Here is a 23,983-nt window from a genome sequence, read left to right on the forward strand (position 1 = left end):
TATGCACGAGCTGTGAAGACCCCAATGTGCGCCGCACTTCGCACTTTTGTTACCGATCGCGTCACGTATATTTTCGCCAAGCAAAATTGACCCGTCGAAAGGACCGTTATGGATACCAAGCAGCAACTCGTCGATGCCCTCGCAGGCCTGGGCTCAACCATTACCGAAGCTATGGATGTCATCGAGGGCTTTGTCCCCTGCGGACATCCCGCCCTCACGGTATCGAACGCACTCGTCGCGCTGGACGTTGACGATGATGCAGCTCTCGCCCAGCAGCTTGAGACCGTCGAGGGCTTTATCGACCACGTGAGTGAGAACCGCGGCGTGGCCGCCTACCACGGTATCGAGGTCGAGCTCGCGGGTCCCAAGGCCGATCTGTTCGCAGCAATCCGCGAGGTAGGCACCCTTATGCAGACCGCAGGCGTCAAGAACACCCAGGTCAACGAGTGGGTCTACCGCAGTCTGGCAGCACTCGACAGCTCCGACGAAAAGGCAGCCGAGCAGCTCGCAGAAAGTCCCGCCATCAAGGCCGAGCTTTTGTAAATAGCAGACGCGGGCCCCTTGGCGCATCGTCGTCCAAGAGGCCCGCAAACAGTTCGCGTCAACCGATTGCCGCGCCGCCGCATTCGGCCAAGGCAAGAATCGGCATCATTTGACGAGGTGTCTTTGCTGCAAGATCGGCATGTTCGAGCAGTTTTCGATCGTTGGTCACCAAGTAATCGACCTGGGCGCGTTTGCATGCGGCGAGTACCAAGTTGTCCTCGTAATCGCGATGGAGCGCTAAGTATTTGTCGGCCAGCCAAAGGTCCGACGCATCTGCACCCACGGCCGTGGCGTTTTCGGTCATGTTCCGAACAAACGCCAGCGCCGCATCGCCAATCGCGCGGGCAGAAGCCTCGCCGAGCGCTCCCCCGCTGGCAAGAACGCTGCGCTTCAGTTCGTGCTGTACAACATACAGTACGTCCTTGGCGATGTGCACCGGAAAGAACAGCAATGCCCCCGCCTCCGTCGCCTGCCCAATAAACGCACGCGCGGCAAGCGACTCGGCATGGTCGACGCAAAACGAATCAACCCATACGTTGGCATCCAAATGCAAAAGACCTGCGCCCGGACGACACCGATGCCGTCTGGGCGCAGGCCAGATAACGTGGGCGAACACGTCTGCTAACGCAGGTACGCCTTTGCGTTGCCCAGGCTGTAGGCAATCGTCGAGCCGTTGTGCAGCAGCGACGACGCTTGCGGGGTAATCGCGCCGGTAATGCCCAGCGCCAGGAGCGCTGAGTTGGTGAGCATCACCTTAGAGTAGGAGCTCGTCAGACGATCAACGAGGCCCTGACTCATGCGGCGCAGGCGCACGATCGCGGCAAGATCCGTATCGGTCAGGATGATGTCGGCAACCTCCTTGGCGATGTCGCTTCCGCCACCCATCGCCAAGCCCACGTCGGCCAAACCGAGCGCCGGCGAATCGTTGACACCGTCGCCCACCATGGCAACGTGGCGCCCCTCGCCCTTAATGCGCTCCACATACGCGTACTTGTCCTCGGGCAGCAGCTCGGCCTTAAACTCGTCGACCCCCGCCTCGCGAGCAATGCGCTCGGCCGTGCGCTCCGAGTCGCCCGTGAGCATAACGACATGCTTAACGCCCAACGCGTGCAGGTCGGCGATGGCCTCACGGACCCCGACCTTGAGCGGATCCTCGATGCCGAGCACGCCGACGACCTTTCCATCGACCGCCAGATACAGCGGCGACAGGCCCTGCATCTGGGACTCAATGCGCTCCTTAATGTCGGAATCGAGCTGCGCGCTCTCGTCCTCAAACACAAAGTGTGCCGAGCCGATAATCGCGCGACGCCCTTCGATGGACGAAGCAATACCATGCGCCACGATGTACTCGACCGCAGCATGGCGCTCGCGGTGCTCGAGCCCGCGCTCGCGGGCGGCGTTGACCACGGCACGCGCCACCGGATGCGGGAAATGCTCCTCCAGGCAGGCAGAAAGGCGCAGGACCTCGTCCTCGCTCCAGCCGTCGGTCGTCAGCACGCAAGCCAGGCGCGGCTGCGCCTCGGTGAGCGTGCCAGTCTTATCAAACACAATGGTGTCGGCCTTGGCAAACGACTCAAAGTATTTTGCGCCCTTGACCATGACGCCCATCTTGGCAGCATCGCTCATAGCGGTCATGACGGCGACGGAACCCGTGAGCTTGAGTGCGCACGAGTAGTCGACCATCAGCGCCGCTGAGGTCTTGATGAGGCTGCGGGTGGTAAGCGCGACCAGGCCCGCGAGCAGGAAGTTCCACGGGACGATCTTGTTAGCGAGGTCTTCCATGTGCGACTGGCCCTCGGACTTGAGCGAGTCGGCCGTCTGCACGAGCGAGACGATCGAGCGAAGCTTGGTCTGAGCCGTGTTGGCGCGCACGCGAACCAAGATGCTGCCGTCTTCCACGACGGTGCCGGCGAACACGTCGTCCCCTGCGCTGCGCTCGACGGCCAGCGGCTCGCCGGTCAGGGTCGCCTGGTTGACCATAGCACTCCCCTGCTCGACAACACCGTCGATGCAAATGGACATGCCAGTGCGCACGACGACCAGATCGCCGGGCTCAAGCTCGGTCGCGGCAACGCTTACCTCGGTGTCGCCGACGACCTTTTGCGCCTTGTCGGGCACATCGAGCAGCGAGTTGATGAGCTCGTTTTCGCTCATGGCGCGCGTGTAGTCCTCGAGCAGCTCGCCCACGTTGAGCAGGAACATCGTCTGGCCAGCGGTGTCGACATCACGTTTGACGAACGAAATGCCGATGGCCGAAGCGTCGAGCACGGGAACGGTCAGGCGCGGCTGCGCGAGCTCGTGGAGGGCGGCACGCAAAAAGGCCATGTAACCGACCACGACAAACACCGCACGCAGAGGCGTCGGCAAGAACCAGCGGCGCGCGTAGTGGGCGCCGATAAGTGTGGCAAGATCCATGACGAGCTTGTGCTTGCGTGGCTCAAGCTGCATCACGTAACCCGTCTTTGCGTCGGCAATGGCCTGGGCATCGAGTGCGCCCAAGGCGTCGAGCACGCCCGCACGACACCGCTCGTCATATTCGAGTGCCATCTGGCCGATACGGCCATATACGCGCACCTTGTGCACGCCGTCGATATCGCCGCTGAGCTTAAGAAGTGCATCGAGATCGCTCTCTGGCACAGGACCCGCCAATTGAAGACGGGTCCTGCCGGGGATCTCGCTAATAATCGAGAATCTCATAGTTTGTGCCTGGGAGCGTTACTCGGCTGCCTCGTCAGCAGCGGCCTCGCTCTGGGTGATGTAAGCAGCCTCGGCAACCATGTCGTCGACATTAGCCTTGGCCTGCTCGACCATGTCCTGGTAGCCGTTCTTGATGCGCATACCGCACGCAATACCCTGCACGCAGGCATTCTTGACCGGAGCGCTGGTAAGCAGCTTGATGCCGGCCGTGCCAAGCAGAAAACCGCCACCGACAAGCAGGGTATTGAACGTCGACTTCTTCATGTTGCTTCTCCCTTTTGCCGCATCGGACGCGGCACGGTGCCTCAGCACCCGAGTAAACAAGTTTGCTCGAGCACACTTTTGAAATATCTCAATTTTATCTAACTATCTAGGTCAGCCATGGCTAACCTTTTGAAAATTAACGATGCGGAGTAACCGATTGTCAATGTGACAAAGGGACTGTCCCTTTGTCCCTTCTTACAACTGCCAGGTAGCTGCTTCCTTTTGCAGCGCAACCATGCGGGCGAATTCTCCGCCGGCCGCTTTGAGTTGCGCCGGAGCGCCCTGCTCGGCAACCACACCATCCTTGAGTACAACGATTTTGTCGGCATTTTCCACCGTACGCATACGGTGGGCGATCACGATAACCGTCTTGCCCGCGAGCAGGCGGGAGAGCGCCTGCTGCACCACGGTCTCGTTCTCTACGTCCAAGCTCGCCGTCGCCTCATCCAGCAACACGATCGGCGCGTCTTTGAGCAGCGCGCGGGCGATGGAGATGCGCTGACGCTCGCCACCGGACAGCTTGGAGCCGTTCTCGCCGATCATGGTGTCGTAGCCCTGCGGCATGCGGCTTACAAACTCGTCGCAGTTGGCGGCACGCGCGGCAGCAAGCACTTCCTCATCGGTGGCATCGCGACGACCAAGACGGATGTTTCCCATCACCGTGTCGTCAAAGAGCAGCACGTCTTGGAACACAATGGCGTAGTCGCGCAGCAGCACCTCGGGGTCCACGCTCGCAACGTCCACGCCGCCCACGGTGACCGTGCCTTCGGTGGCGTCCCAAAAGCGCGCGGCCAGGCGGCTCACCGTGGACTTACCGGAGCCCGAAGGACCGACCAGTGCCGTGACCTCGCCTTCCTTGGCGGTAAAGCTCACGTCGGTAAGAACTTTCTCGCCGGCGCGGCCGTCCTCGCCCGCACCATAGCCAAATGCCACGTGATCGAACACCACGTCATGGCCCACGGGCTCAAACTGCTCGCTGCCCCGCGCCACGGGCTCCTCCATGATGGAACGCATGCGCTTGGCAGACGACTCGGCAGCAAACAGCTCAGACATTAACATTAACGCCTGGTCAAAAGGCGCATAGATGCGGCTCACCATAAGCAGGAAGGCAAACATCACCAAAAAGTCGACCTGGCCGGAGGCGACCATCGCAGCGCCCGTGACCAACGTGGTGGCAATCCCCAGGCGCAGGATGGCAAAGGCGGAGTTGACCAAAAGCCCATTGGCGAGCTCGCCTTTGGTGGTCTCGCGCTCCTCGGCATCGATCACGGCGTTGAGCCCCTCAAGATAATGAGCCTCCTGGTTGGTGGCGCGGATCTCGCACACGCAGTCGAGCGTCTCCTGGATCGCCTCGGTAACCTTGACCTTCTCGGCGCGCACATGGTCGAACACCGGGGTCATGGGGCCGCGTGTCAGATACAGCATGGCAAAGGCCACGGGCACGCTCCAAAACGCCGCGATCGCCAGCTGCCAGCAAAAGAACAGCGACGCCACGAACACAATGGCGCTTGCGATGATGGCACCCCAAAGCTCTCCCAGCACGTGGCTGTAGGCGTGCTCCATGGCCTGGACGTCGCCCATGATGGTCTCGGTTAAATCGGCCAGATCACGACGGCCAAAAAACGACAGCGGCAGCTTGCGCAAGCGCTCGGCAATCTCCATACGCTGCTTGCCGCACTCCTCGTAAAAGATGCAGTAGGTGTAGTAATACTGCTGCCAGTTAGAGGCAAAGAGCAACACGAAAAAGACCAGGAGGCCGCCCACAATCGGCAGGGCATCCGGCAGGTCGGCACCGGTGGCGAGATGTTCGACAAAACCGGCCATGACCAGGAACAATAAGCCCATGCCGGCCATGGTAATGAGATTGGTGAGCGCGGTCCAGAAAATGCCGCGTTTTACGCCGGCGACGCCTTTATCGGATAGGAAATACTTCTTTTGGAATGAGGCGAACATTTAGGCCTCGCCTCCCTTCGTGACGGCGGCATCTGCGGCGGCAGTGATCTTCCAGCTCGCGGCCTGTTCGTATTCGGCCCACATCTTGGCATACAGCCCCTCTTGGGACAGCAACTCGGCATGGGTGCCGGCCTCCTGCACGCTACCTTGATTGAGCACCACGATCTTGTCGGCCCCCACTACAGTCGAGAGTCGGTGCGCAATCATAATGACCGTGCGACCCGCCGCCAGCTTGCTAAAGGCGCGCTGGATGAGCGCCTCGTTCTCGGGGTCGGCAAACGCCGTGGCCTCATCGAGCACCACGATAGGCGCGTCTTTAAGGATCGCGCGGGCGAGTGCTACGCGCTGCACCTCGCCGCCCGAAAGATATGCCCCTCCAGCACCGAGCATGGTGTTAATACCCTGCGGGAGCTTGGCCACAATGTCGTCGCACTGAGCTGCGGAGAGGGCCGCACGCACTTCGTCGTCAGTGGCCGTGGGCTTGGAGGCACGCACGTTATCGGCAAGTGTTTGCCGGAACAGCTGGTTGGTCTGGAACACGAAGGCAACCTGGTCCATAAGCTCGTGCGGGTCCATGTCGCGAACGTCCACACCGCCTACGAGCACTCGACCCGAAGAAACATCCCAAAAACGCGGAATCAGGCTTGCGCAGGTTGACTTACCGCCGCCCGAGGGACCCACCAGGGCGAGGGTGCTACCCGCGGAAACGTTAAAGCTCACATGGCTAACGGCAGGTGCTTCGGCACCCTCGTACGTAAAGCTCACGTCCTCAAATCGCACGTCGCCGCCGGCAGGGTGCTTGGGTTGCGCGGGCACGGAGAGCCGCTTGGAATCCATGACGCTTCGAATTCGAGCCAGCGAATCGGCACTCATCTGAGAGGCCTCGCCCACAAACATGAGCTTGGTCATGGCCGTCGGTACCACGGCCGAAAATATCGCGTAAAACGTGAAGTTGGCCATAAAATGCGCGAAGTCCTTCTCGCCCGGCGCCAACAGCAACGCCACGGGCAACAGGAATGTCACAAGACCATTGAGCGCGGTAAGGTTGAGTACCTGCGGACCTCGGCAAAACGTGCCCGCATAGCTTTGTGCCATGTCGGCGTATTCGGCGATCGCGTCGTGGAACGCCTTAAAGGAATAGACCGTCTGCTGAAACACCTTGACCACGGGAATGCCGCGTACGTATTCGGTACCGGTCTTGTTCATCTTGACCAGCGCGCCCATGTAGGCCTTCATGAACTCGGCGCCCTTGCCGCTCATCATGGTGGCCATGGCGCCAAGCGAAACGGCGACCGAGATAAGGCATGCCGCGCCCAAGCGCCAATCGAGGGCGAAAAGCAGCACGAGCAGACCTGCGACCATGGCGGTGGCGCCGGCGATATCGGGTAGCATGTGCGCGAGCAGGGTCTCGGTGGAGGCGGCGCATCCGTCTACGATACGGCGCAGCTCACCGGTGGCGTGTGTGTCAAAGTAGCCAAGCGGCAGCTTAAGCAGGTGCTCGCTCGTAGTCTTGCGGATATTGGACGCGCAGCGAAACGCAGACAGGTGCGTGCACATGAGCCCCACGAAATAGACCACGATGCTTGCCAGCGCAAACCCCACGGCCCACCAGCCATACGTCGCGATGTCGCAGGCTTCGCTCCAGTTAGGTGCCACGGCGATCAGATCGCGCGCGACAAGCCAAATGCACACGTACGGGCCAAAGCTCAGCAGCTGCGAGAACGCCGAGAGGGCCATGCCCAAATACGTTAGGAATTTACGGTCACCGGCATATGCAAGCAGCTCGCCGATGCCGCCACCCTCCTTTTTTGATCCCTTTGCCATGAGATTCCTTTCTAACGGCTTGAGAGTTAACCTTAAGAAACTTATCATTGGCGTGTTAGCCGAGGCACACAATTGAGCCAGGCGTGGACGTTTCCGCAAAGGAAGGGGACGCTTTTGAAAATGCGGCGGGCAGCAACCGATATAACCGAGCTCTACGCACCGCAGTTTGAGCAGTTTGGCCTGCAACTTTCCGGCAAGGGCGCCGTCTTTACCGGTGAGGTGGCAAACGATCGGACGCACGGACGCGCATGGATCATGCCCCTCTCCCCCACTTGCATCGTCATGGAGCATTTCATTACCCCGATGCACAACATGCACCTAGCCGAATACACGCCCGAACCGTACGCGTGCGTGAGCGAGGTCAGCGCGCCCACGCTCATGTGCATGCCCGAAGCCGGCATAACGCCTGCGAACCTCAAGCCGCTGCGTGGGCCGTGGCCGAGCAGCGCAGTCTGCAGCTTTATCCAAGACAGCTGCGGCGAGGAGCTAAGCCCGCTGTTTGCAGGGCAGCTCTACCACTCGCGCTCGGTCCTCTTTTTGCCCGGTTATTTTGACGAGTTGGAGCATCGCTATCCCGCCGAGTTTGCGGGGGTCTTTGAGGCGTTTGCCGAGTCGTGGCACGAGGAGGCAGCATCTGCCATCTGCCACACACTACGTCGAATCAACGAGGACCGCGCTCGCGCCGTAGGCGGACACGTCTATATGCAAGGCATCGTGGAGACCATGGTCGCGGAGCTCGCCTGTTCGCGCGCGGCCCACAAGCAGGCGCAGCAGGCGGCAGACACACGCGCCAGCGTGACCATTGCCGAAGAAGCAACGGCGATGATTGAGTGCGAGCTCGACAAAGGCAGACGCGTGGGTATCAACGAGGTGGCCGAGAGGCTCTACACAAGCCGCTCCAAACTATGCGCCACCTTTAAGGCCCAAACTGGCGAGTCCCTGGGCGCCTACATTCGCAGACGCCGTATGGAGCGAGCACAGGACCTTTTGGCCGATAGCGCGCTCACGATAGCGCAGGTGGCAGAGCGTCTAGGCTACCCTCAGCAGGCCGCCTTCACCCAAGCCTTCAAGCAACACAGCGGCACCACCCCCACCGCTTGGCGCTCCCAACATATATAAAGAATGAAGGCGCCAACGGCACCCTCATTCACTCTATTCCATTCAGCCCCGCCTGACCCGAACGGCCGAGTCGTCACGGAACCGAGGGGCCGGGCGCAGGGCCTTGCCTCTCAATGAGTTCCGCACGAACAGGAGGCGCCAGTGGCGCCTCCGTCGTGAGTCAGGACTGTCCGAAATTGAGAAGCAAGGCCCTGCGCCCGGCCCCTCGGTTCCCGTTTACGAGAGCGACGTTCTCAGCAACTCGTTGAAGAGCTTCGGGTTGCCCTTGCCGCGGCTCGCCTTCATGCACTGGCCCACCAAAAAGCCGATAACCTTCTGGTTGCCGTCACGATACTGCTGCGCCTGATCGGCACAGTTAGCCAGCACCTCGTCCACGATCGGCTGCAACGCACCGGCATCGCTCACCTGACGCATACCACGCTCGTCGACGATCTTGTTGGGGTCGTCACCGGTCTGGGCCATGGCCTCAAAGACCTCGTGCGCCTGGTTGGAGCTGATGGCATCGGTCACCAGCAGCTTGGCCAGCGCTGCTACCTGAGCCGGCGCGATGCCGGACTCGGCGAGCGACACGCCTGCGCTCTTAAGGTAGGCGATCATCTCGTTGACCAGCAGGTTTGCGACCGTCTGGGCCTCCTTGCCAGCCATACCGGCAGCGGCAGCCTCAAAGAACTCGGCAAACTCGGGGTCGCCCGCGATCTGCTCGGCATCGGCCGCCTTAATACCAAAGTCGGTCTCAAAACGGGCGCGCTTGGCATCGGGCAGCTCGGGAATCTCGCCACGGCAGCGGTCGATGAACTCGTCGTCCAGATCGAACGGCGCCAGATCGGGATCGGGGAACAGGCGATAGTCGTCGGCCGTCTCCTTCACACGCATGACCACGGTGCGCTTACGGCTGGGCTCCCAGTGGCGGGTCTCCTGATAGATGATTCCGCCCTCCTCGAGCACCTCGGCCTGACGGCAAATCTCGTAGGCAAGGCCGTCGTGCAGGCTCTTAAACGAGTTGAGGTTCTTGAGCTCGGTCTTGGTGCCCAGCTTGGTCTCGCCGCGGCGGCGCAGCGACACGTTGCCGTCGCAGCGCATGGAACCCTTCTCCATGGAGCAGTCCGAAATGCCCAGCGTCACAAAGATGCGACGGAGCTTCTCCATAAACAGGCGAGCCTCCTCGGGCGTGCGCAGATCGGGCTCAGTCACGAGCTCAATCAAAGGCGTGCCGCAGCGGTTGTAGTCGACGAGCGACTCGGCCGCAGCGGTAATGCGGCCCTCGGCACCGCCCACGTGGACCATCTTGGCGGCGTCCTCCTCCATGTGGATGCGCAGGATGCGGATGGGCACCGTGTAGGAACCGTCCTCGCGGCGCTCGGGCATCTGCAGGTTGGAGGCATCGTAGCTGGCCAGGTGACCGGCGCGCTGGTTGCCCTCGCGCATGGTCGACGTCATAGACGTGGACAGGCCCTCGGCGTTGGCCGAGGCGCTCGCCAGGCTCTGAGCCTCGGCCTCACCAAACGCGCAGTCGGGGCGCTCGGCGGCACCGCGACCGGTCACGTCCAGGTCCAGGTGGCCGTACATGGCAAAGGCGACCGGACCCTGCGTAGTCTGGAAGTTCTTGGCCATATCGGGATAGAAGTAGTGCTTGCGGTAAAACATCGAGTGGCGCTGGATCTCGCAGTTGGTGGCGAGACCGGCCTTGACGATGCTCTCGATGGCGCGCTTGTTGGGCACCGGCAGGGCGCCGGGCAGGCCCAGGCACACCGGGCACACGTTGGCGTTGGGCTCGTCATCGTGGCTGAGCTTGCAGTTGCAGAACATCTTGGTATCGAGTGCGGTGAGCTCGGTATGGATTTCCAGGCCGATCACGGCCTCCCAATCCTGCAGGACCTCGGATAGCTCCTTCATTACAGCTCGCCTCCCTTCCCGGCAAAATCGGGCGCGACAGAAAGCGCGGGCGCACCCGTGGCGGCATCGGCAAAGCCGCGCTCCAGGGCGCGGGCAAACGTAAGCAGCTGACGGTCTTTAAAGGCAGGTCCCACCAGCTGGGCAGAAACGGGCAGCTGAGTATCCTCGCCCAGGCCCAGCGGCACCGAAATGCCACCGTTACCGCAAATGTTGAGCGAGATGGTGTACAGATCGGAGAGGTACATCTGCGTGGGGTCGCTGATCTCGCCAAACTTAAAGGCCGTGCGCGGCGAGGCGGGCATGAGGATGGTGTCCACCTTGGCATACGCGGCGTCATAGTCCTGCGTGATGAGCGTGCGGGCCTTTTGCGCGGCGTAGTAGTACTTGTCGTACACGCCCGAGCTCAGCAGGTAGGCGCCGAGCATCTGACGGCGCTTGGCCTCGGCGCCAAAACCGTGGGCACGCGAAAGCGAGCTCTGGTCGGACAGGTTGGCGCAGCCCTCCTCCTGATAGCCATAGCGAATGCCGTCGAAACGAGCCAGGTTGGAGAACGCCTCGGCCGGGCCGATGACGTAGTAGGCGGCGATGGCGGCGTCCAGGTGCGGCAGGTCGACCTCTACCAGCTCGGCGCCCTGGTTCTGCAGCTCCTGGGCGGCGCGCTCAACGGCGGAGCGGACCTCGGGCGTCAGGCCCTCGGCCTCCATAAACGCGGGGATGATGCCCACGCGCTTACCCTCGATGCTGTCGTTGAGGTGCTCGGTAAAGTCGACGGCGCAATCCTGGCTGGTACAGTCGTACGGATCGTGGCCCGCGCCGGTAAGCGCGTTCATGGCCAGCGCAACGTCCTCGACCGTGTGTCCAAAGGGGCCCACCTGGTCGAGCGACGAGCCAAAGGCAACCACGCCGTAACGGCTCACGGCGCCATACGTGGGCTTAAAGCCCACCACGCCGCACAGCGACGCCGGCTGGCGAATGGAGCCGCCGGTGTCCGAGCCCAGCGAGAGCGCGACCTCGCCCGCGGCGACGGCGGCAGCGGAGCCGCCCGAGGAGCCGCCGGGCACGCGTTCGGTATCCCAGGGGTTGTTGGTGCGGTGGAACGCCGAGCTCTCGGTGGAGCTGCCAAAGGCAAACTCGTCCATGTTGGCCTTGCCCATGGGCAGGCAGCCGGCGTCGAGCATGCGCTGGACGCAGGTGGCGGTGTAGACGCTCTGGTAGTCCCCGAGCATGCGGGAAGCGCAGGTGGTGCGCGTGCCCACGAGGTTCATGTTGTCTTTGATGGCCAGCGGCACGCCCGCAAGCGGGGGTAGCGGCTTTCCGGCGGCACGGTCGGCATCCACGCGCGCAGCGGCCTCGAGCGCAAGCTCGGGCGCTACCTGCAGGAATGCCTGGACCCCGCCCTCGCGCGCCTCGATGGCGGCAAGGGAGGCCTGAGCCACCTCGGTAGCGGTAAAGTCGCCGGCGGCAACGCCCGCGGCGATCTGGGCGGCGGTAAGGGAATCGAAGCTCTGCGCCATTACTCGCTCTCCCCCTCTCCCAAAATGGACGGCACACGGAAGTAACGGTCGCGCGCGCTGCCGGCGTTTTCGAGCGCAACGTCGAGCGGCAGGTCACGCTCGGGCTCGCGCAGGTCGTCGCCCATCACGTTGGACAGGCTTCCGATGGGATGGAACGTGGGCTCCACGTCGGGCAAGTCATATTGCAAGACGGGCTCGAGCATCTGGACGGCGTCGTTCATGTAGGACGTCATCTGGGTGAGCTCGTCATCGGTCAGTGCGATCTTTGCGTACTCGGCGATGCCGCGCACGTCTTTCTCGCTGAGTGCCATAGGCGCTCCCTTCCGCATAACAGATAAACCGCTCTAGTATACAAGGCAACGCCGCTTGGAGCAGGTGCTTTACCCAAATGCAGCGAAAACGTAACGAGGGGGCGGGCTGGCAGGCGGCGGGCTGGCGATTCTGTAGCGAAACCGCACTGTCCATAGCGAAAACCGTCCCGCCCACAACGAAAACCATCACAACATTCGACGCTTTTCGCCAATATCGAGATTTTCATCGAATGTTGTGATGGTTTGGAAGTCCCGACCACCACAAAGGTACCTGTCCCCATTGCGGTGGTTCTGAATGATGCCCTATGCCGAGGCCTTGGCCTTGCGGCGCTTGCGGACCGCGTGGATCACGATGTCCAGCAGCAACAGTACAATAGCTACGACCACAATGAGCACGGCAAACTCGCGCTTGCCCCAGTGGCGACCGGCCAGCGACTTTTGCTTGTCGACGTCCTTCTTGTTGTATTTGGTACGCACGCAATGCACCAGCAGACGATGGTCGTTTACGCCGTAGGGCGTGCAGGTGACGAGCGTCACTTTGTCGGCGCCGGGCTCGATGGCCAGCGACTCCATCTCCTCGGGTAGCACCACCTCGGAGTCCACCATCTTGTAGGCGATCGTCTTGTTCATGGTGTGCAGCAGCACCAGGTCGCCGGGCTCCAGCGAGTGGATGTCGTCGAACATGCTCAGGTTGCGCATGCCCGAGTGCGCGGTGAGCACGCAATGCGTCGAGGTGCCGCCCACCGGCAGGCTCGTGCCCTCCAGGTGGCCGACGCCCGCCATAAGGACTTCCTCGCTCGTGCCGTGGTAGATGGGCATACTCACGTCGATGGAGGGGATCTCGACCCAGCTCATCATGGGGTCGCGGTCAAAGATGAGCTGCTGAGCGTAGGGCTCGATCTGATCGGCGGGAAGCTCGGTGGCCTCGCCCGCAAGCTGCTCGTTAAAGGAGCGAGCCTGGAGCAGGATGCGCTCGCGCTCCTCGGCAGACAGCGCGTCCACGGTGCTGGACACGGTGCTGATCTGGTTGAACACGCCCGAGGCCTCGAGCCGGTCCAAGATCCACGGCCAGGTCATAAGGCCCACGCCGATAAGGATGATGACGATGGTGATGAGACGGTCGGCCCAGCGCGGCAGCCGCTTACGGCGGCGCTTGGGCTTTTGTTGAGGTTTGGGCTGAGGGCTTGAGCCACCGTTGGCCGCGGCGTTATTGCTCTTCATATGTTTGGCGCCCTGCACCATCGCCGGTCACTCCTTACAGCTCAGGTTGTCTAAACAAATAATAGCCGATTAGCGAGCTTCCGCGCCAGACAACGCCGCTAGACTGCACCGTTCGGGCCACGTAACCCCACTCAACCAATCAAGCCATATGTTGCTTTCATCGTCTCGAGCAACTGCGCCATCGTTACGCCCGCAACCCCGATCTGTTTCAGATTGACGTCGCCCACCTCGCAATCTTTAACAAACGCAAGCATATCGTCCTTCAGTTCTCCGCCCAGGTCGACACCTTCCGACTCGCCAAGCAGCTGAGCAAGCCTCAGCGCATCGCGTTTATGCTTTTTTACCTTCTTCGAATCAACGTTCTCCCCCGCTTCCCTTCTGGCTTTTAGGTCGAGATACGCCTTCGCTTTGAACGGGACAATGTATTCCGTACCCAGGACCGAAACGCCGCCTACGGTCCGAATTCCCTGAAGAAACAAGCTGTAGTAAGCATCGTCCAACAAAATTGCCGAAAGACTGCTTATGTTTTCATCAACGTGAATTGGCGCCACATCAATCCCCTCACGACCCTTTAGAAAGTCGGGGCACTTCGCGAAGAGTTCGATCATATGGGGGTAACCCGGCCTCTTAGGCTCTGTAAACCGATAAAAACATGAGCCTTTGCCTTCGCCCCAGCCGCAGCGGTAGCCGCCATCACGCACCAAAGTCCATATAGCTTCTGCCGTCTGAGGCAACCGGTCATCGGCGACAATTACCACATCAAAATCGTGAGTCATCCTAAACGGAAGTCCCGCCTCCGCGAGCAAAATGTCGCATGCCGTGCCGCCGATAAGAGCATACGATCCTACAGCTTCTTGCATATGCTGCTGGAATTCTTGGAGACCTTCTACAGCGCTTCTTGCCATGGATAATCCTTTCCAAACATGCGATCGACTTCGAGCTGAATTCGCTCATCGTCGATTGCCGCCAAAGATAGCGCAAGCGAAATGTCATCGACACGGGAGGAGTTGGCAAACACGGGCGCATAGCGCCACACTTGGATCATCGCCGTTTCGTTATCCGGCAACTCCCCGTCTGCGACTTCGAGGTCACTCAGTTGACGCCATGCACTTCTTAAGACGGCCTTTTGTTCCATACCCGGCGCAGCGAGCATCGAACGCGCAGCGAGCGCCGTCTCCCCGGCGTCAACAAGATACTCGATCTGCGGCGTCTTCCTTGCAAATAAGACCTTCAAGACAGGCGAGGAGAGCTCTGCCATGTGCTCACTGAGCAGAAGATCAACGGCAACAGGGAACACGACGACACGTCGCTCGCAACGCTCGCGCCTCGCGAGCCCCCTGTCAACAAGCTCGGTTATGGCCTCACTCGCGCGGCTTGCCGAAATCCCAAGCGCACGACAAAGGTCATAGGGACGATATGGCTCCTGGGCTGCTCCCCAGATTGCGGCAGCCTGCGCGTTGGGTGACATCTTGGTCGCGTGATTGCGAAACCGGACACTGCCCCTCTCCGTGCAGGCCGTGCCCATAAATGGAAGAAAAGCCTGTCTGCCGGGGCAAACAAACGGAATCCCTTGTGCGACCAATGCTTTGCGCTGACGTGCATCGGCATCAGGAAACGAAACGACAACGGGAGTCTCCGCGCGCAAGGCTAGCTGACTATAGACTCTCTTAGCCTCGGGAAGCCCGACGCCAGTAGGCAAACTTGCAAGCAAAAACGAAAAACCGTTTGCGTCAACAGCGCGGACCTCAATCGCCCGCAGATGCAGCGGCAAGCATGCGGATCCAGGCCAAGTTTTGGTCTTGGCGGAAAGGCCTAGTGCTTCTTGTAAGTAGATTAGCGCTTCGTTCATTTCCATTGTTTTCGTTCGATTCCAGTTTGTATTGGAATTATACATAATTTTCGGAATTAAAGAGATACCGTTCGTGCCTAAGCCCGCATTTGAGTTTTCAAAATGTCCCGGATCGGCGGGACGATTCGGGATACAATGTCAATAGAAAACGACGCATCCCGCGTAAATGTTTGGGAGCGCTGGCGGCCTAGTTTTCAGCTTTTGTTAAATGCCCGGGATCCGACCCCCGGGCATTCTTATTTGCGCTTGCGGCGCAAATGCCGTCCACCGTCCGCACCGCGCGTGCGCCTACGGACCTTAAACCGAACCTCATACGAGTCAAGAAACGCGATGACGAACGCGCCCACCGCCGCGAGGGCGGCGAGCGCGTTAAGGAATTTCAGCATTTGGGGACCTCCGATCGAGTCGTCGGCCGCCCGCGCACGGGATGCGTCGCAAAGCCATTTTACTGCGAGCGCATGCACCCGCAGCTGGTAAACGCAATAATTGCAAACATCTGTTCGATATTCATATGCTTGATCCATCGGACGATGGAGGCTGGCTGCGTTATCCCAAAAAACGGGGCAGACTCCAGTGCAGAGTCTGCCCCGAAAAGAGAATGGCAAAGCAAGAACGTAAATAGACGAGAAAAGTGTCCGCAAGTCTCATGACCATCACATCCCACCTGCCAAGGGGATGGGTGAGTGAGCGTTACTCCTGCTCGGACTCCTCGGCCTGCTTACGGCTGCGGATGAGGTGCGCCACGCCGATGCACAGCACCGCGCCACCAGCGATCCAAGTAAAGGTCACGCCGTTGAGACCGGTCAGCGGGAGGCCGGAGCCCTTCTTGTTCTGGACGGTAAGGGTGACGGTGCCTTCATTGACAGTCGGATCGAGGACGAGGTTGGATCCGCTCTTGGTCACGCTGACGGCTAAGGCGTTGTTGCCCTCATCCCGGTCGAGATCGGACGCGGAGATGGTGAAGGTAAATGTGGGCAGGGTGTTATAGTCGTCGAGGGCATGGGTCTCCTTGACGGTGTAGGTGCCGGCGTCAAGGCCCTTGACGTTAATCTCGCCCTTTTCATTAGTCCTGAACTCATGCTCTTTGGAATCAAGCGAGCCATTTTCTTGGACGTACAGGCCCTTGGAGTTGGAATCGTCGGGGTCGGTGGCTTGGATGGTGAACTTTACTCCCTCGAGCTTAATGTTTTCGTTGGCAGAATCCTGCTTGATGAGCTTGAGCGCGTAGGTGTAGTCGCGTACGGTGTCGGGCACGGAGGTGCCGGTACCCTCTACCATGGGGTTGTTGGAGTAAACGAGCTTGACGGTGTTCTCGTTGCCGTTGCCGCCCACGACAACATTGGCGTCCTTTTCGGGGTCGAGCTTGGCGGTATACTCGACATAAATCTTCGTCTGCGCGGAGAGATCGTCCACGGCGGTCTTGAGGTCGGTGAACTTGACAGTCAGGGTCGACTTGCCGGTGAGTTCGTCGGCGGTGACGTCAGCAGTGTAGTTGTTGTCTGCCGCGATCTCTGTTGCAGTACCACGATCCGTCCCTGCGTAAACCTTGATGCTGCCTTTCTCTGCGGTCAGGCCGGCGGACAGTTCGTCGTAGAACTCATACTTGTACGTGCTAAAGGACGCAACGTTGTTGGCAACGGTGCCGGTAAGCTGGTAGTTCACGTTCTGGCCCATCTGCGAATCGGCCTTGTCCGCCCAGTTGCTGTTCGGCTTGTCGTCCTTGACCTTCTTGGTCACGGTAGGAATGCTGGTCTTCTCGGTAACGGTCACGGACTTGCCGCCAACGAGGGCAAAGATGGGCGAGGTACCGGTGTTGGGCTTAGAGACGTCCAGCGCGTCGGTCACAAAGAGGTAGTAGCCGTTGCTCGGAGCGGTAAAAGGAGTGCCAGCAGCGAAGGAAGCACCCGTCTGGGTGGAAGCCTTGGCCACGGCATCCGCGATCTTGTAGAGCAGGTCATTGTTATTCACGCGGGTATCGTCAGTGGTGTCCTTCACGTTCTGGGCAAGATAGTCCGCGACGGCCTCGGGGGTCGAGGAGTCGTCAATGCCGGAGCCCTTGACCTTCTTGAGAACACCGATGACGGCCTTCTCCGTCTCATCGTTCGCCCAATTAATGTCCGAGGCGACCTTGGATTTGTTCTGGTCCACAACCTTGGCCGTAAAGATCTGATACGCCTTAAACTTGGTCGTGCCATTCTTGTCGACCTGCGTGATCGTGATCGTATTGTCACCCTCAGCAAACGCCATGGTCACCGGAGCCATCACGCCGCCGAAGCTCAGCGCCGCCGTGAGGCCGGCGGTTACTGCCAGGCGTGCGATGTTCTTGTTCATGCTCATCTTCTTTTCCTCCATTTTCCGGTTGGTTCTCATTCGATCGGTCATCATCTGTCTGTGTCTTAGCATCTACTTCGCTACGTCTCGCCCCGCTCTCTGTGGGGCTGACAGCTATTCTTTATGGCTGCCACCTCCCCGCTTGACCAGGAGCGCGACCACGATGAGCGCGGCTCCGGCGACCGCTGCGGCGGCCGCGGCGTACATTGCCATATCGCCAGTCGAGGGCATAAAGCCTCCGGTGGTAATGCTAGGGGGTGTGCCGGTGGGCGTGTTGATGAGCGACGCCTCCAGGCTGCCCGTCGACCCGTCCGCGCTGTCGGCGCGCAGGGGCGACTCGGCCGTGATGGTGAGTTTGGGCTTGGCGGCGGCCACCTGGTCGACGTCCAGGCCCTCGGCCTTGACCGTCACGGAGCGCGTGCCCTCAAAGGCGGTGTAGCCCTTGGGTGCCTTGAGCTCGCGGACCTCCAGTTTGCCCGAGTCCACGCCCGAGACGGTCACGCGGCCGTCGTCGCCCGTGGTGACGGTGGCCTTGCCCTCCGCATCCCACGTGCCGTCGGCCGCCAGCGTGCGACCGCGGTCGTCGGCGATGCTCAGGACCGCCCCGGCAAGCGGCTTGTCGCCGTCGCTTCCGCGCTTGGTGAGCGCGAGATCCCAAGTGTAGGCGCACGCGTCATCGCTCGGCGTGCGGGTAAAGCCGGCATCGCCGGACTGGTCGGCAAAGGGAGAGCGCGGGTAGCGCAGGTAGACCTCGTTGGGGTTGCCCTTCGCGATGCCGTGATTGCATGCGCTGTTGAGCGGCGCGTTGTACACGGCGACCACGCGGGCGCCCGCGGTGAAGGCGTCGACCCCGCCGAGCGCGGCGATCAGGTCGCCGGTGTGCACGGTGAAGGTCCTACCGTCCGCCGCCACCTTGGTGGCGCACTGGGCCGTGATGTCGGTCCAGCCCTTCGCGGGCTCGGTGCCGGCGCGGCCATCCTTGTCGGCCGAAACGGCGTCGAAGCCGCCGTCCGCGCCCGCCGCCACGTACACGCGCATGCTCGCGGCCACCTTGGAGGGGTCGAGCCCCGCGCTCATGGTGTCGACGAACTGCACCGTGTAGGTGTCGTAGGCGGTAAGACCCGCCGGGACCGTGGCGGAGAGGCGCCAGTACAGGTCGTCGGCGACCGTGGCGTCGGCGGCCTTCTGCCAGGCGGCGGTGCTGTCCTCCAGCACGTGCTTGGCGACCTTGGGGGTCGCGGCCTTGGGCTTGACGGTGACGGCGCTGCCGCCCACAAGAGTCATGATCGGCGCGGTGCCGGCCTCACCCTGGGCGATGGCGTCGTCGTCGGCGACGATGAGCCAGTAGCCACAGGGCAGCTCGGCCGTCGTGCCCGCGTTAAGGGCCACGGACACGGCGCCAGAGCCCTGAAGGGAACGAGCGAGCTGTGCGCTCAGCGCGCTCGTAAGGTGGGAATCGGTGTTGAGCCACTCGGCAGCTTCCTGCGCGGTAGTCTGGGAATTGGGCATGCCGGCGCCGTGAAGCATAGGCAGTGCGGCGTCGCGCGCGGCGTCGCTTGCCCAGGTGAGGTCGGTGGCGATCTTGGCGTCGCTGTCGCCGTCGACGACGTTGGCGCTAAAGATCTGGTAGGCGCCGTAGCTGCTCGCCACGGTGCCGCTCACCGTGATGGAACCGGTCGAGGTCGGCGCGGCCTGCGCGGAAGCGGGGAACACAACCGCGCAGGTGCCGATCAGGAGGGCAAGCAGCGCAAACAAGATCGGGAAGGAGCAAACTTTCTTATTCACGACGCTTACCTCCCTTCGCATTCGCCTTGCGACGAATGTGCATCCAGGCCGCAGCAGCGCAAAGCACCGCCGCGCCGGCAAGGTACGTCAGAGTGACGCCCGACATACCAGAAAGGGGCAGAGTGGTGGAGTAGGTGTTGGTGAAGGTGGAGGCGGGAATGGCGTTGGGCGCGGCGTCCTTGCCGATGGTGTTACTCACGGTGTTGCCCATGTCGTCCTTCACCTGCGTGACCGTGGTGGAGGTGGTGAGGCCGGAGTACTTGCCAGTGGTCTCATCCATGACGGCCTTCACCGTGACGGCCACCTGGTACTCGGCCTTGGAGTAGCGAAGCTTGTCGATGGCACCGGTGGTAGGCGCGACCTCCTTCACCGTGTAGGTGTAGGTCTTGGCGCCAGTCGGGTTCGAATCGCCGATCTTGGCGAGGTACTTTTTGGAGAACGAGATACCGCCAAAGAATGCCACGATGTCGTTGACCTTGGTGGAGCCCGCTGCGGGAGCGACGGAAATAGTCGTCGGATCAAGCTTAGGTGCGCTATCCTTATTTGCCCCCGTAGCCTCGATGCTGAACTCGAACGGCACATATTTGTCTTTATCGCCCTTCGGCCAGTCCGTATTGCGAACAGATTTGGTCACCGGGATCTTCACGGACGTAGTGGTAAGGGCGTCGGAAATGTAGACGTTGTTCCCGTCAATCGTCGGGCTCTTTCCCTCGGTCCACGTGACGGAACCGTCCTCGTTGGACACCGTGAACTCATAAACCGTGGTGTTCAAGTTGTAGCCAAACGGAGCCTGGGTCTCAACAAGCGTGTACGTACCCGGCAGCAGACCCTCGAGCGTGAACTTGCCAGGCGCGGTGTCGGTGTCTGCCCACGTGGTATCGCTCGAAGTCGACTGGTCGCTCTCCCGGTCGATCACGGTCCAGGACTGGTCGGCCGTACCATCGGCGTCCTTTTTCTTGGTGAGCTTCCACTCAGAACCAGGCAAAGGAGTGTGTTTTGTGTCGTCCTCCGCCACCTTGGTCCAAGACACCGTACCGGTGATCCTGGCGTTGGGAATGGCACCCGTGGGGTTATTCTCGAACGGAACATTTTTGCCGTTCTCATCCACGTAACCCTGAACGTAGTTCGGCTTCTCGCCAGTATTGTTCATAGTGGCATAGTAGATGGTGTCTGACTTCTGGTAGCCAGCCGGCGCCGTCTCCTCTTTGATGTAATACGTGAAGTAGTTGGTATCGTTGGAATTGCCGATGTTTGCCTTCTGGTTCAGATAGTTGAACTGAAGCTTGCCATCACCCGAAGCGTAATCATTTGCGCCACCGTCAGTCACCGTCACGATAGCGTCCTTGCCCGCGACAGCATTCTCGACAGAACCATAGATAGCCCACGAGGAACCAGGAAGCGACGTGTTGCCGTTCGCCGCATCGACCTTGCTCCACGCAACGGCGGAGCCGTCGGGCGTATACGACCCAGACCACGGGAAGTTGTGACGCTCCTGATCCATATCGATGACGGAAGCCGAGTTACCCTCACCAAATGCTGCGGCAACCTTCGGGCTGTTCATTGAGAAATCGACGCCCACATAAACGCGGCCGTTGGTAGTCACATGGTCGTCGAAACTTCCGTTGGGAACGAGAATCGATCCGATCATAGCCGCCGCAGGATCGTCGTCAGTCCACTTGGCACCGGTGGCTGTGCCGCCGTATCCCCAGTCCGCGCGGTTTTCTCCCGCGATGCCGCCTCGAATGGTAAGGCTTTGCGTATCGACAAAGTTCCACATGATGGACTGGGAAGCCGTCGCGTATGCCTCGCCCCGCTCCTTGCCGGAATATTGAGTTTCGTAACCACGCGAAATCTCGGTACCGTTCCACCAAAAGCGCCAGCCATTGTGAAACTCAATATTCGAAGATCCGGTAACGTTCACAACAACCGAGGCGCCCTTGGGAATGCCCTCGAATGCGAAATCAACGCCACGATAATACTCGTTGTTGTATGTATTGCTCAGCTGAGAAGCATCGATGGTGAACACCTGCTGCATAGAGGTGTTGTCGCCCTTAAACGTGATAAGACGCTCGCTATTCTTGAATTTCTTACCATTGAGCGACGTATCGGCGCAGTCCGAATATATGGTCTTATACGACTCATCAAACACCAGGCCATAATTACAATCCGTCTTGTCGTACTTGTTGATTACGTAGTTGTTGTGATTGCTCGCGAAACCAACCTCGAGCGTGCCGGTATTTGCAAACGAGTTGAGCTGTTTCGATAGCTTCGAGAGGTACCCATCTTCACCGTTGTAGCTCGAATAATCGTTATTGTTGACATTAGTCAAATCAACAGTTTGATTGAACAGGTTGCTTTCCTGAGAGTTCATGCCCTCGTACCAATTACCCTGCGTTGTCACCACGGATTGGCGTTCATTGTTATCGCGCCAGTATGTGATGGGGCCTGCGATCTGCGCAGTGTAGGCAAAGCCGGAAGGAGTCGCGCCCTCAGAAGATTTCTGCCGTCCGACCCAAGCGCCTTTCTTCCAAGCGCCAACGGTAGTCGTCTCCGGCGAGTCGCCGCTATAACCAACGCTCATCTTGGTGATCGCACTTTTAATTCCGGCCACCGCAAGCACGGTGCTGCCGGCGACAGGACGGAACTGGGAACCAAAACCAACGGTGCCAAAGCGGAAACCAGCACCAATTGATTGATAGGGCCAGCTCTCTTTGACTGGATTCATGGCAAGCTTGCCACGGACCAAGGTAAGGCCCTCCGCCTCAGCGGCATATGAGCCGGTGGGGGCGTTCTTCGCATCAAGATTACTAGTGTCGCTCGGCTTACCACCGATGTACATGTCGCGGCCGACGTAGGTGGCCACGCCGGGATCGGGGGTGGAGACATCGATATTCGTACCGATACCGATAGACGTGGGAACATAAATTCCCTTCTCCACGGTGGCCGTCGCTCTCGCTGAAGCCGCATTCGCACTCTGAGCCTGCTCAGCACTATTTGAAGAGCCAGCCTCGCCGCCATTGGTCTCGTCGCTATTCTGGTTTTCGGCATCCTCGCTGGTGTTATCTACAGCAGCGGACTCACTTGAGGAACCCCCCCCATCACAGTTTCCTCGGTAGAAACCGTCTGGGCATCGTTGGCAATGGCCTGCGAGATCGGGGGCATGACGAGCGACAGTACCAGGCTCAAAACGGAGGCTCCGCACAAAACGCCTGCCAGTACACGGCGCGTCGCTTTATTACTCTGCTTAGATTTGTCCGAATTCGCTTTCATCGATGTCTCCTCCCCAAGAGACCGCGATCTTGCTCTTTCACCATCAAACGTATCTGCGCAATCTGTAATTGCGCTCGTTTAGTAATGCAATTATAACGATTGTTTAAACATCTGAGCAACAAAACCGACATTTTTGTAGCGAGTTCTCAATTCTCTTGACATTTGCTCAGATTTACCTTCGTTTATTCGCTATCTATTTTTTGTTTCTGCTGGTAATTTAGTTGCGTATTATTTTTTAATGGCATTAGATTTATTTGCACAACATTTTGCTCAAGAGCAAACATCCTGTGAACGGTCGAAAATCACCCGTGAGCGGTAGGTCATTAACCGGAAGGAATATCCTACCAAACTGATGAGAATATCTTTAACCCATCGGTGGTTAGAAGCATGATGTTCAGACAACAATATTTGAATTTTCACACAGATTTTCGGTATCAATTCGCCCAAATCGCCTGAGGCCGCCACAAAGGCGCCTGCCCCCTTTGTGGCGGTTCTCCCCCTGCGCTACAGCAGATGCTCCTCGATAAAGATCGCGATGCCGTCTTCGTCGTTGCTGGCGGTTACAAAATCGGCGGCGGCGCGGGTGGCGTCGCTGCCGTTTGCCATGGCCACGCCCACGCCGGCGTCAGCCACCATGCAGGTGTCGTTGTCCGCATCGCCAAACACGCAGACGTCCTGGAGCTCCATGTCGTTGAGCTCCGCCACGCGCACGAGGCCGCGCGTCTTGGACACGCGCGGATCCATGAACTCGTAGAGCCGCTGCGTGGTTTGCAGAGCCGCCGCCTTAACAGTGTCATCGGCAAACGTCGACGCCCGCTCAATCACCCGCGGCATCACCTCGGGCGCCATGGTAAACATCACCTTGGGCTGCGGCTCGCGCAAAAACTCGGCAAAGTCGACCACCTTGTAGGGCACACCGTCGACGCGCGACAGGTGCTCGACGCACGCGTTGCTCTCGGGCACGTAGAACACGCCGTCTCGGGGGCAGACGGGCGTTGCCGGAAGGTCCGCCATGTGCTTGCAGATGCGCGCGATGGTCTTGCCCGGCAGCGGATAGCTTAGCTCGTTGATGTCGTGCGCGCGGTCGATGACCTCGGCGCCACCGCAGCCTACCAGCACGTCCACCAGACCTTCGATGCCCCAGGGCTCGTACATGGCCTCGGTCGCGTGGGCGTCACGCCCGGTGCACAGGCCAAAGAGCACGCCGCGCTCGCGCAGGGCGCGGATCGCCGCCGCGGTACGCGGGGACACCGTGTGCTGGCTCGTGAGCAGCGTACCGTCGATATCGCAGAACACGGCTTTAACGTGGCTGAAGGTGGTGTCCATGGGGGCCTTTCTGGGTTGTGCGGCGGTGTGGGGTGTATCTGGAAGTGGCGTTCATGGTATACCAAAGCGCACACGGGGCGCTT

19 protein-coding genes are annotated in these 23,983 nt (G+C 60.2%); 2 read left to right on the plus strand and 17 right to left on the minus strand.

The features are described 5' to 3' along the window. Positions 1-108: 108 nt before the first annotated feature. Positions 109-543, plus strand: coding sequence for a hypothetical protein (locus tag CHY22_RS06700; protein WP_089573175.1), 435 nt, complete (start codon positions 109-111; stop codon positions 541-543). A 58-nt stretch (positions 544-601) separates the two neighbouring features. Here CHY22_RS06700 and CHY22_RS06705 read toward each other — a convergent pair whose 3' ends face one another. The 5 genes from CHY22_RS06705 to CHY22_RS06725 all read right to left on the minus strand — a co-directional run bounded on the left by CHY22_RS06705 (position 602) and on the right by CHY22_RS06725 (position 7,281). Continuing rightward, positions 602-1,090 carry a PIN domain-containing protein gene (locus tag CHY22_RS06705; protein ID WP_158551182.1) on the minus strand — a complete coding sequence of 163 codons (489 nt, stop codon included), beginning with the start codon at positions 1,088-1,090 and terminating at the stop codon, positions 602-604. A 74-nt stretch (positions 1,091-1,164) separates the two neighbouring features. Next, entirely contained in the window at positions 1,165-3,180 is a 2,016-nt protein-coding gene (locus CHY22_RS06710; protein WP_233502839.1) for a heavy metal translocating P-type ATPase, read from the minus strand. A 78-nt stretch (positions 3,181-3,258) separates the two neighbouring features. Then, positions 3,259-3,504 (minus strand): DUF6110 family protein, encoded by a 246-nt coding sequence (locus CHY22_RS06715; RefSeq protein ID WP_055250999.1) that lies wholly within the window; start codon positions 3,502-3,504, stop codon positions 3,259-3,261. A 195-nt stretch (positions 3,505-3,699) separates the two neighbouring features. Then, complete coding sequence (locus tag CHY22_RS06720; protein WP_089573178.1) at positions 3,700-5,457, minus strand: ABC transporter ATP-binding protein; 1,758 nt, start codon at positions 5,455-5,457, stop codon at positions 3,700-3,702. Next, positions 5,458-7,281, minus strand: a complete 1,824-nt coding sequence (locus CHY22_RS06725; RefSeq protein WP_199408759.1) for an ABC transporter ATP-binding protein — start codon at positions 7,279-7,281, stop codon at positions 5,458-5,460. It abuts the gene before it with no gap. A 120-nt stretch (positions 7,282-7,401) separates the two neighbouring features. On the opposite strand from CHY22_RS06725, the gene CHY22_RS06730 reads away from it, so the two are divergent. Beyond that, entirely contained in the window at positions 7,402-8,400 is a 999-nt protein-coding gene (locus tag CHY22_RS06730) for a helix-turn-helix transcriptional regulator (RefSeq protein ID WP_089573179.1), read from the plus strand. 216 nt (positions 8,401-8,616) lie between these two features. Here the strand turns inward: CHY22_RS06730 and gatB are convergent, their stop codons facing one another. From gatB to CHY22_RS06785, 12 genes are all read right to left on the minus strand, one after another. Continuing rightward, entirely contained in the window at positions 8,617-10,293 is a 1,677-nt protein-coding gene (gatB, locus tag CHY22_RS06735; protein WP_089573180.1) for an Asp-tRNA(Asn)/Glu-tRNA(Gln) amidotransferase subunit GatB, read from the minus strand. Further along, positions 10,293-11,807 (minus strand): Asp-tRNA(Asn)/Glu-tRNA(Gln) amidotransferase subunit GatA, encoded by a 1,515-nt coding sequence (gene gatA, locus CHY22_RS06740; RefSeq protein ID WP_089573181.1) that lies wholly within the window; start codon positions 11,805-11,807, stop codon positions 10,293-10,295. Before gatA ends, gatB begins: the two co-directional genes overlap by 1 nt. Beyond that, a complete protein-coding gene (gatC, locus tag CHY22_RS06745) occupies positions 11,807-12,118 on the minus strand; it encodes an Asp-tRNA(Asn)/Glu-tRNA(Gln) amidotransferase subunit GatC (RefSeq protein WP_055250987.1) in 312 nt (103 codons plus the stop codon). Before gatC ends, gatA begins: the two co-directional genes overlap by 1 nt. 303 nt (positions 12,119-12,421) lie before the next feature. Further along, complete coding sequence (locus CHY22_RS06750; RefSeq protein ID WP_158551181.1) at positions 12,422-13,339, minus strand: class C sortase; 918 nt, start codon at positions 13,337-13,339, stop codon at positions 12,422-12,424. A 131-nt stretch (positions 13,340-13,470) separates the two neighbouring features. Beyond that, a complete protein-coding gene (locus CHY22_RS06755; RefSeq protein WP_089573183.1) occupies positions 13,471-14,244 on the minus strand; it encodes a hypothetical protein in 774 nt (257 codons plus the stop codon). Beyond that, positions 14,226-15,194: a MarR family transcriptional regulator gene (locus tag CHY22_RS06760; protein WP_089573184.1), complete on the minus strand. Its 969-nt coding sequence runs from the start codon at positions 15,192-15,194 to the stop codon at positions 14,226-14,228. Before CHY22_RS06760 ends, CHY22_RS06755 begins: the two co-directional genes overlap by 19 nt. 230 nt (positions 15,195-15,424) lie before the next feature. Beyond that, positions 15,425-15,574, minus strand: coding sequence for a hypothetical protein (locus tag CHY22_RS10095; protein WP_168170434.1), 150 nt, complete (start codon positions 15,572-15,574; stop codon positions 15,425-15,427). Positions 15,575-15,878: 304 nt separating this feature from the next. Next, positions 15,879-17,519 (minus strand): SpaA isopeptide-forming pilin-related protein, encoded by a 1,641-nt coding sequence (locus CHY22_RS06765; protein WP_158551180.1) that lies wholly within the window; start codon positions 17,517-17,519, stop codon positions 15,879-15,881. Positions 17,520-17,633: 114 nt separating this feature from the next. Beyond that, a complete protein-coding gene (locus CHY22_RS06770) occupies positions 17,634-19,304 on the minus strand; it encodes an isopeptide-forming domain-containing fimbrial protein (protein ID WP_158551179.1) in 1,671 nt (556 codons plus the stop codon). Beyond that, positions 19,297-22,242: a SpaA isopeptide-forming pilin-related protein gene (locus CHY22_RS06775; protein WP_089573187.1), complete on the minus strand. Its 2,946-nt coding sequence runs from the start codon at positions 22,240-22,242 to the stop codon at positions 19,297-19,299. Before CHY22_RS06775 ends, CHY22_RS06770 begins: the two co-directional genes overlap by 8 nt. Before the next feature lie 125 nt (positions 22,243-22,367). After that, positions 22,368-22,574 (minus strand): hypothetical protein, encoded by a 207-nt coding sequence (locus tag CHY22_RS06780; RefSeq protein WP_089573188.1) that lies wholly within the window; start codon positions 22,572-22,574, stop codon positions 22,368-22,370. 504 nt (positions 22,575-23,078) lie between these two features. After that, complete coding sequence (locus tag CHY22_RS06785; protein WP_089573189.1) at positions 23,079-23,900, minus strand: HAD family hydrolase; 822 nt, start codon at positions 23,898-23,900, stop codon at positions 23,079-23,081. Positions 23,901-23,983 lie beyond the last annotated feature (83 nt).

The sequence above is a fragment of the Collinsella sp. TF06-26 genome, from assembly GCF_002232035.1.
Lineage (GTDB): Bacteria > Actinomycetota > Coriobacteriia > Coriobacteriales > Coriobacteriaceae > Collinsella.